Source organism: Dyella sp., from assembly GCF_035277725.1.
Classification (GTDB): domain Bacteria; phylum Pseudomonadota; class Gammaproteobacteria; order Xanthomonadales; family Rhodanobacteraceae; genus Dyella_B.
Genome location: NZ_DATEJY010000232.1, coordinates 1 through 8,331, shown reverse-complemented (window position 1 = coordinate 8,331; position 8,331 = coordinate 1). Strand labels below are relative to the sequence as shown.

Annotated in this window: 9 protein-coding genes; 4 read left to right on the top strand and 5 right to left on the bottom strand. The window is 61.3% G+C overall.

Features of this window, described 5'->3' with window-relative positions; translation table 11 throughout:
• The 4 genes from VJR68_RS19295 to VJR68_RS19280 all read right to left on the bottom strand — a co-directional run.
• On the bottom strand, window positions 1-343 hold a 343-nt coding region (locus VJR68_RS19295; protein WP_324150292.1), incomplete at its 3' end, for an alpha/beta fold hydrolase.
• A gap of 140 nt (window positions 344-483) precedes the next feature.
• On the bottom strand, window positions 484-2,334 hold the full coding sequence (locus VJR68_RS19290) for a M1 family metallopeptidase (RefSeq protein WP_324150290.1): 1,851 nt from the start codon (window positions 2,332-2,334) through the stop codon (window positions 484-486).
• Window positions 2,335-2,517: 183 nt separating this feature from the next.
• Entirely contained in the window at window positions 2,518-3,468 is a 951-nt protein-coding gene (gene pip / locus VJR68_RS19285) for a prolyl aminopeptidase (protein WP_324150288.1), read from the bottom strand.
• Between the two features lie 69 nt (window positions 3,469-3,537).
• Window positions 3,538-4,038: an Lrp/AsnC family transcriptional regulator gene (locus tag VJR68_RS19280; protein WP_324150286.1), complete on the bottom strand. Its 501-nt coding sequence runs from the start codon at window positions 4,036-4,038 to the stop codon at window positions 3,538-3,540.
• A 124-nt stretch (window positions 4,039-4,162) separates the two neighbouring features.
• On the opposite strand from VJR68_RS19280, the gene VJR68_RS19275 reads away from it, so the two are divergent.
• Together VJR68_RS19275 and VJR68_RS19270 are read left to right on the top strand one after the other, a co-directional pair.
• Window positions 4,163-5,086, top strand: coding sequence for a DMT family transporter (locus VJR68_RS19275; RefSeq protein WP_324150284.1), 924 nt, complete (start codon window positions 4,163-4,165; stop codon window positions 5,084-5,086).
• Window positions 5,087-5,144: 58 nt separating this feature from the next.
• On the top strand, window positions 5,145-5,834 hold the full coding sequence (locus VJR68_RS19270) for a glutathione S-transferase family protein (protein ID WP_324150283.1): 690 nt from the start codon (window positions 5,145-5,147) through the stop codon (window positions 5,832-5,834).
• A 78-nt stretch (window positions 5,835-5,912) separates the two neighbouring features.
• Here the strand turns inward: VJR68_RS19270 and ubiE are convergent, their stop codons facing one another.
• Window positions 5,913-6,662 (bottom strand): bifunctional demethylmenaquinone methyltransferase/2-methoxy-6-polyprenyl-1,4-benzoquinol methylase UbiE, encoded by a 750-nt coding sequence (gene ubiE / locus VJR68_RS19265; RefSeq protein ID WP_324150281.1) that lies wholly within the window; start codon window positions 6,660-6,662, stop codon window positions 5,913-5,915.
• Window positions 6,663-6,786: 124 nt separating this feature from the next.
• Here ubiE and VJR68_RS19260 point away from each other — a divergent pair, with 124 nt between their 5' ends.
• Window positions 6,787-7,326, top strand: a complete 540-nt coding sequence (locus tag VJR68_RS19260; protein WP_324150279.1) for a DsrE family protein — start codon at window positions 6,787-6,789, stop codon at window positions 7,324-7,326.
• Window positions 7,327-7,341: 15 nt separating this feature from the next.
• A complete protein-coding gene (locus tag VJR68_RS19255) occupies window positions 7,342-8,280 on the top strand; it encodes a substrate-binding domain-containing protein (protein ID WP_324150277.1) in 939 nt (312 codons plus the stop codon).
• Window positions 8,281-8,331: the final 51 nt, after the last annotated feature.

Genomic DNA, 8,331 nt, shown 5'->3' with positions numbered 1-8,331 from the left:
CCCAGCCGGGAAGATCTGGAATCACTACGTGGAAATGCGCGGTAAGCAGCGGCGCCACCGGTAGCCACACTTCCTTGCTCGCCGCAAAGCCGTGCAACAGCACGATGGTCGGGCCCTGGCCGCCTTCGTAGTACACCCAGTTGGTGTCGCCGGCTTGCACGTTTTTCTTTTCCAGCTGCGCCGCCATCGCCTGGCGATAGAAGTTGGCCTGCACCAGCCATTGCGGCGCAAACAGATAGCTGCCGCCACCCACCACAATGATAAGCGCGGCGATGATGCCGATGAATTTGAGGCGACGAATCAGCAGGCGTTGCCAGAGAGGGCGGGTAGCGTTGGTATTCATGAGCTTCGTATCCAAGCTGATGCGGAAGATTTTTGTCTATGCCGGATTTGCCGTCCCGGCGAAAGCCGGGACCCAGTGACTTTTTGGAGCGCCCAAAGTCGCCGGGCCCCGGCTTTCGCCGGGGTGACGATCATTCGGGATTAGTGCTTCTCGGCCTTCGCAAACAAGGCTTCCACCGCCTGCTGCGTCAGCGGGTGATAACCGCTCTTGGCTTTCGCGTACACCTGCTTGGCAAACGCCAATCCATCCGGTGTTTTGCTGAGCGCGCGATAGACCGGCATGGTGAGATACAGGCGGCCGATACGTGTCATGTGTTCCGCCGCTGCCGGCCAGGCGGCTTTGTCGCTGGCACCGATGGCGTGCACGTACCAGCGCATGCCGATTTCGGCATTGGGCGTGCCGGTGAGATGCCAGGCGGCGTCAAGCGCCTGCATGCGGGCGAGCGGCGGCGTATCCGGCAGGCCGTCCAGGAAATACATCCACTCCTGCGTGTTCCAGTCCTTTGCATCGAGCTTGTCGGCGCTGAGCGTACCGGCGAGGAAAGCGGTGCGTTCCTTGTCGATGTCGTCGAAGCGCGGCGAATCGGGAATCGGCGCGTTCTCGGGGATGCCAGCGTCGTACACCCAGGCCTTCACTTCATCCCAACTCATCTTGCCTGGATATTTGTCGATCAGGTTCGGCTTCAAGTAATCGAGCATCTGTTCGGTGGTGATGCTCTGGAAGGCGAAATGATCGAAATAGCCTTTCAGGTAATTGTCGAAATTTTCGCGGCCGAAGCGTTGCTCCAGCGTGCGCAGAAACCACGAGCCCTTGTTGTACGCCACGTCGGAAAGCGCATCGTCCGCATCGATGTTGGCGGGCTTGGGTGCAAGGCGTTGCGCATTCTCCGGCATCTTGCTCAATTCGCGCTGCAAGCCGTGAATGCCGATCAGGTCTTCTTCCGTGGCCTGGCGCTTGCCATACAGCGCTTCGGTAATGCGGCCCTGCACGTAGGTGGTGAAGCCTTCGTTGAGCCAGATGTCGCGCCATGTCGCGGAAGTCACCAGGTTGCCCGACCAGGAATGCGCCAGCTCATGCGCCACCAGCGAGACCAGGCTCTTGTCGCCCACCAGCACGGTCGGCGTGGCGAAGGTCATGTTCGGGTTTTCCATACCGCCGTAAGGGAAGCTCGGCGGCAGCACCAGGAGGTCGTAGCGACCCCAGCGATACGGGCCGTAAAGCTGCTCGGCGGTGGCGATCATCTTCTCGGTGTCTTCGAATTCATGCGCGGCCTTGCCGACGACGGAAGGCTCCGCGTAGACCGCCGAGCGCGGACCGGTTTCTTTCACTGCAAGATCACCGGCCGCAATCGCCAGCAGATAGGAAGGAATCGGATGCGTCTGCTTGAAGCTGAAATCGCCATCCAGCGGATGCTGCGGATCGCTCGGCGCACTCATCGCCACGCGCACGTCTTTCGGCGCGGTGACTTGCGCATCGTAGGTAAAGCGAATGGCAGGCGAATCCTGCAGCGGCACCCATGAGCGCGCGTGGATGGATTCGGATTGCGAGAACATGAAAGGCAGCTTCTTGTCCGCCGTCTGCGCAGGCGGCAACCACTGCAGGCCGCTGGCGTTTGGTGAAGTGCTGTAGACGATGCGCACTTCATGCGGATGCTGCGGTGCCTGGATCGTAAGCTTGCTGCCGAGCTGTTTGTCGCGCGGTGCGAGCGCGTACTTCAGCGGCGCAGTCTTGCCGCTTGCGTCCACGGATTCGACACGGGCGATGGTCAGGTCGCGCGTATCCAACACCAAGGCGGGTGCCTGGGGATTCTTCCAATCCAGCGTCAGCGTGGCCTGGCCGTCGAGCTTGCGCTGCGGAAAGTCGATCTTGAGCTTCAGGTCGAGATGGGTGACGCGCACCTCATCCGGTTGGGCATAGGTATAGGGATCGTTGGCATAGGCGGCTACCGGCAGGACCAGCGCGCCAAAGGCCAGGGTACGAAGTGGGGACATCGTGCGGTTTCCATGGGAAATCGGGAGCGGGGAGTATGCCACTGCCGCTCTTTTCTGGCCCATGGCGGAAGGCGTGGATGCGGTTTTCTCCGGTGCGACGCTGACGTGTAGGTTGGGGTGCGAACCCCAACGTTGCCATGCGTACCTCCATGGGGATGTTGGGGTTCGCACCCCAACCTACATCTAGCAATACCGGTCAGCCAGCCGATCCGTCGCCTGCACCAGCACATCCACAATCGCCGGCTCCGATGCGGCATGCCCTGCCAGCACCACGTGGAAATCCGCCTCCGGCCAAACCGCCGCGAGATCGAAGGCATTTTTCACCGGACAAATGATGTCGTAGCGGCCGTGCACGATGGTGGTGGGGATATGGCGCAACTTCGCTACGTCGCGCAGCAACTGGTCGGGTTCAAGGAACGCTTGCTGGCGAAAATAATACGCCTCGATGCGCGCCAGGCTGAGTGCTACTTCCGGTGCGGCGAAGCTCGCTTCGGTCTCTGGACTTTCTTCGAGCGTGATGCCGGCGCCTTCCCACGCGCCCCATGTTTTGGCGGCTTCCAGCCTTATGTTTTCGTCGTCGCTGATGAGCCGCTTCCAATAGGCTTCCAGCATGTGACCACGTTCTTCCGCCGGTATGGCTGCCGCGTAACGTTGCCACTTTTCCGGCAGAATCCACGATGCGCCGCCTTCTTCGTAATACCAGCGGACTTCTTCCGGGCGGCACAAAAAAATACCGCGCAAGACAAGGCCGAGCACGCGCTCGGGATGCGTCTGCGCGTAAGCGAGCGCCAATGTGGAGCCCCATGAGCCGCCGAACACCACCCAACGCTCGATACCCATCTGCTCGCGAATGGCTTCGATATCCGATACCAGGTGCCAGGTGGTGTTGTCGGTGAGATCGGCGAACGGCGTGGAACGTCCCGCGCCGCGTTGATCGAACAGCACGATGCGATAGCGCTGCGGATCGAAGAAGCGCCGGTGATACGGCGCCAATCCCGCACCCGGGCCGCCATGCAGAAAGATCACCGGCAAGCCTTCCGGATTGCCGCACTCTTCGACATAAAGCGTATGCCGACTATCCACCACCATGCGATGCGTGCGATACGGTTCGATCTCGGGATACATCGTGCGCATGGTTGTCCTTGAGGCATGTAGGCTGGGATGGCAATCCCGGCATTCGGAAGTTATCGGATAGCTGCGAACTCAATCTTCAGAAAGCGAACGCGCCGCATCCCACATGCCGCGCGTGATGGCGCGATTCGCATGCGGTGTCTGCAACACGATCAATGTGGTGGTGCTGATACTCGAATGAATTTTCAGCAAGCGATCGAGCACCGATTCCAGATGACTGATCGACATCGCCACCACGCGCAGCAGCGCGGAATCTTCGCCGGCGAGGCGGCGGCAATCCAGTACTTCTGGAATATCGGTCACCAGCTTGCCCATGCGCGCGCAAGTGCCGCCGTCGCAACGCACGCGCACCATCGCTTCGATGCCGAAACCCATGCGCTTGGGTTCGACCACCGCGCGATAGCCCGCGATGATGCCGGCCTCTTCCATGCGCTTGATGCGTTCGGCCACCGCAGGCGCGGACAGCCGCACCTTGCGGCCGAGTTCGGCGTAGCCCGTGCGGGCATCCTGTTGCAGCGCTTCGAGCAACTGCCAATCCTTGGCGTCCCAATCGGGTTTCGATTCGTAGGTCATGGGCGTGAATTGCTATTTCGATCGATGGCGAAACGTGGGCGTCGACTTCGGATGCATTATTCCTCAGCCGTCGGCCTAAGACTAGGATTTATCTCATCCCCGGTTTCCCCATGCGGATTGACCCATGAACAGTCCCGAGCGCCTTGATGGGCGTGCGCTCTTCTACATTGCCATTGCGCTGGTCACCTGGTCGTCCGCCTATGCGGCGATCGCGTATGCGCTGGCCTCCTTTACGCCCGGCGAGGTGGCGCTGGCGCGTCTGACCATCGGCTCGCTGTGCTTCGTGGTGTTGCTGCGGGCACGCCGCGCCGCGTTGCCCCGGCGCAGTGATTGGCTGCAGCTGGCGGTGCTGGGCGTATTCGGCCTGACGGCCTATCACCTGTGCCTCAATTACGCGGAAACGCGTATCGCCAGTGGTACGGCGTCGATCCTGATTTCCCTGGTGCCGGCGGTCACTGCCGCCCTGTCGGCGCTGTGGATCGGCGAGCGCATCACTCCGCGCAGTGCGCTGGGTCTCGGCGTGGCGCTGTTTGGCGTGGTGCTGGTGGTGCTCACCAGTGGCAAGCAAGTGCGCTTCCAGCCGATGGCGGCGCTGGTGTTGATCAGTGTGCTTGCCTCGGCGGTGTTCTTCGTCGGGCAGAAGCCGCTGTTCGCGCGCAACGACATGATTGGCGTGACCACGTTTGGTTTTCTCGCCGGGACGTTGGGCGCGGTACCGTTTGGCCTTGGTTTGCCGCATGCCTTGACGTTGGCGCCCTGGTCGCACATCGCCGCGCTGATATGGCTGGGCATTGCACCGACCTTCGTCGGTTATCTCACCTGGAACGCGGCGTTGAAGCGTGCGCCGGCGTCGCAGGTCACCAGCTTCATCTATTTTTCGCCACCGATTGCCGTGTTGATTGGCTGGGTGTGGCTGGCCGAGCAGCCGGGCTGGTTGACCTTGCTCGGTGGCGCGATCACCGTGGGCGGCGTCGCGCTGGCCAATGCCAAGCGACGCACGCCAGCGCCGGCCATGCCGGTGGAATCATCAGCCGTCAAGGAATGTTGAACCGCCATGCATGCGGCATGGATCATCGCTTGATCGACTCGCTTCGGGAGAAAACTGGATGTACACGCTCTACATCGCCAACAAGAATTACTCCTCGTGGTCGCTGCGTCCGTGGGTGCTGCTGACGGAGCTGGGCATTCCGTTCGACGAAAAGCTCACGCCGTTCCATGGAGGTACTTCGGCGAGCTGGGACGCATTTCGCAACTTTTCTCCCACGGGCAAGGTGCCGTGCCTGCATGATGGCGAAACGGTGGTGTGGGAGTCGCTGTCCATCGTCGAATACGTTGCGGAAAGCCATCCGCACGTATGGCCATCCGACGCGCGTGCGAGGGCGTGGGCGCGCAGTGCGGCGGCGGAGATGCATGCCGGTTTTCAGGAGTTGCGTTCGCGTTGCCCGATGAATTGCGGCGTTCGCATGCGCTTGAATGACATGACGCCAAGTCTGTTGCGTGACGTCACGCGTCTGCAGGAATTATGGAGCGAAGGCCTGCAGCGCTTCGGTGGCCTCTTTCTCGCCGGCAACGCATTTACGGCCGTCGATGCGTTCTATGCGCCGGTGGTCTTCCGTATCCAGAGCTACAAGCTTTCCGTCGATGATGCGTGCAAGGCCTACGTGCAGCGGATGCTGGCCTTGCCATCGATGCGCCGCTGGTATGAGGCTGGGCTGCAGGAAACCTGGCGCGATGTCGATCATGAGCAGGAGACGCTGCAGCAGGGCGTGCTGTTGGAGGATCTGCGCGTCGCCTGATGCGTAGGCTGGAATGGAATCCCAGCATGTGCCATCGCCGGAAAGCTTAGGACTCCATCCCAGCCTGCGCGGCTCATCTCAGAACTTGTAGCCGCGATGGATCGCCACGATGCCATTGCTGAGATTGCGCACTTCCACGCGCTCGAAGCCGGCGTTTTCCATCATGCCCTTCAGCGTGTCCTGATCCGGATGCTTGCGGATCGACTCGGCCAGGTATTGATAGCTGTCCGCATCACGCGCGAACAGCTGGCCCAGCCGCGGCAGAACCTTGAAGGAATGAAAGTCGTACAGCTTGCTGAAAAGCTCGTTGCGCACCTTGGAAAATTCCAGCACCAAGGCACGGCCGCCGGGTTTGAGCACGCGGCAGATATCGGCCAGCGCCTTCTCTTTATCGGTGACGTTGCGCAGGCCGAAGGCCATGGTGACTGCATCGAAGCTGTTATCCGGAAAGGGCAGTGCCTCGGCGTTCAATTGCGTCCAGCGCAGGCCGGAAACCAGGCCGCGGTCCGTCATGCGATCGCGCCCGACGTTGAGCATGGCCGCGTTGATGTCGCCGACCACCACGTCACCCTTGTCGCCCACGACCGGTTTGATCAGCGCAGCGATATCGCCGGTGCCGCCGGCCAGATCCAGCACGCGATCGCCGGGACGAATGCCGCTGATGCTGACGAAGTAGCGCTTCCACACGCGGTGGATGCCGAACGACATCAGGTCGTTCATCAGGTCGTAATGGCGGGCGACCGAGGTAAAGACCTGGCCGACCAGTTTTTGTTTTTCCGCGACCGGTACGTCGCGGAAGCCGAAATGGGTGGTGGGCTGCTCGCTCATGCGCGCATGGTACAGGATGCATCGAGCGAATAAATCGGCCTTATCTGTCATATAGGCAACATGAAGTGGCCTGATGGCGGCGGCCGGCGTAGCCTTCGCGCTGACTTCACGACGGGACGGGAACATGAAGCCTTCGATTTCGCTGTTTTGCAGCATCGGCCTGCTCGCTTGCACGGCCGTGGCGGCCCAAGGTGCAGCACCGCAAGTGATCACCGCGGCCGGTAATTACCATCCCCTGCCCAAGGCGGCTTACCAGCCCGATCCGGCCAACACGTACAAAGTGGTGTTCTCATTGACCAAGGGCAGCGACAAGCCCGGCGAGGTCAATCCCGCACTGGAGCGCGTGGCGCGCACGGTGAACTTGTACGCCTCCGCCGGCGTGCCGATGGATCATCTGAAGTTCGTTGCAGTGGCTTACGGCCCCGCAACCCCGGTCGTGCTCGACGATGAGCATTACAAGGCGCAGTTCGGCGTGGCCAATCCCAACCTTGCGGTGATCGCGCAGTTGCACAAGGCGGGCGTGGATGTGGCGGTATGCGGCCAGGCGATGGCCGAGCATCACTATCCGAATGAGTGGGCTGCCAAGGACGTGACGATCAGCTTGTCCGCGCTCACCACGATTACCGAGCTGGAACAGCAGGGCTATGTCCTGATGCCGCTTTAAGCCGGAGCGCTGCCCATGTCCTTGCGTTATGGAAAGCTGTCGCTGGCGGCGTTGCTGACGGTTGCCTGCAGTGTCGCGTACGCCGCGCAGCCGAACTATCTGCCGCCGTGGAATCCGCCACCGGCAGGCGGCGTGTCGTTCTCGGTGCCGCCGTTCGATGCCATTGCCGATCTGCACGGCGACATTGTCGATCCGCAACTGACGGTGTTCTTCGCCGGCAATCAATTCATGGTGGTGCACGATCTGGTGGAAGCGTTCAAGCAACGCTATCGGCAGTATCAACGCGTGTTCGTGGAAACCTTGCCGCCGGGCATCCTGGCCAAGCAGATCGAAACCGGCTCGCTGGTGATGGGCAATCTGCGTATTGCGTTGAAGCCGGATATCTTCACCAACGGCAAAGGCTCGATCGGTGAATTGCAAAAGCAGCACGGCTGGTTTGCCGATACGGTTGACTACGCGCGCAATCCGCTGGCGATCATGGTGGCGAAGGGCAACCCCAAGCATATCGAAGGCTTGCAGGATCTCGGTCGCGCCGACGTGCGCGTCAGCATGCCCAACCCGCAGTGGGAAGGTATCGCCAAGCAGATCGAAGCCAGTTATCACAAAGCCGGCGGCGATGCGTTGGATCACGCCATCATGGACAGCAAAGTGAAGGATGGCAGCACGTATCTCACGCGCATTCATCATCGCGAATCGCCGCTGCGCATTCTGCAAGGCGAATCGGATGCGGCGCCGGTGTGGTCGACCGAAGCGTATTTCCAGCAGCAGGTACTGCATCATCCAGTGGAAACGGTTGCGATACCGGCTGCGCAGAATGTCACCGCCACGTACACCGCAGCGCGCATGAAAGACGCGCCGCACGCGCAGGCCGCCAAGGATTTTCTGGCCTTCATGGCGTCCGCCGAAGCGCAGGCGATCTATCGCAAGTATGGCTTCCAGCCACCGCAGCCATGAGCGCGTTTCGCATCACTTTGTTTATGTGCGGCGCACTGGTGGCGAGCACCG

Bases quoted from the DNA above. Each gene is read 5' to 3' on its own strand.
- VJR68_RS19260 (WP_324150279.1), top strand. From the start codon at position 6,787: ATGAAGCCTTCGATTTCGCTGTTTTGCAGCATCGGCCTGCTCGCTTGC.
- VJR68_RS19290 (WP_324150290.1), bottom strand. From the start codon at position 2,334: ATGTCCCCACTTCGTACCCTGGCCTTTGGCGCGCTGGTCCTGCCGGTA.
- ubiE (WP_324150281.1), bottom strand. From the start codon at position 6,662: ATGAGCGAGCAGCCCACCACCCATTTCGGCTTCCGCGACGTACCGGTC.
- VJR68_RS19275 (WP_324150284.1), top strand. From the start codon at position 4,163: ATGAACAGTCCCGAGCGCCTTGATGGGCGTGCGCTCTTCTACATTGCC.
- VJR68_RS19280 (WP_324150286.1), bottom strand. From the start codon at position 4,038: ATGACCTACGAATCGAAACCCGATTGGGACGCCAAGGATTGGCAGTTG.
- VJR68_RS19270 (WP_324150283.1), top strand. From the start codon at position 5,145: ATGTACACGCTCTACATCGCCAACAAGAATTACTCCTCGTGGTCGCTG.
- VJR68_RS19255 (WP_324150277.1), top strand. From the start codon at position 7,342: ATGTCCTTGCGTTATGGAAAGCTGTCGCTGGCGGCGTTGCTGACGGTT.
- pip (WP_324150288.1), bottom strand. From the start codon at position 3,468: ATGCGCACGATGTATCCCGAGATCGAACCGTATCGCACGCATCGCATG.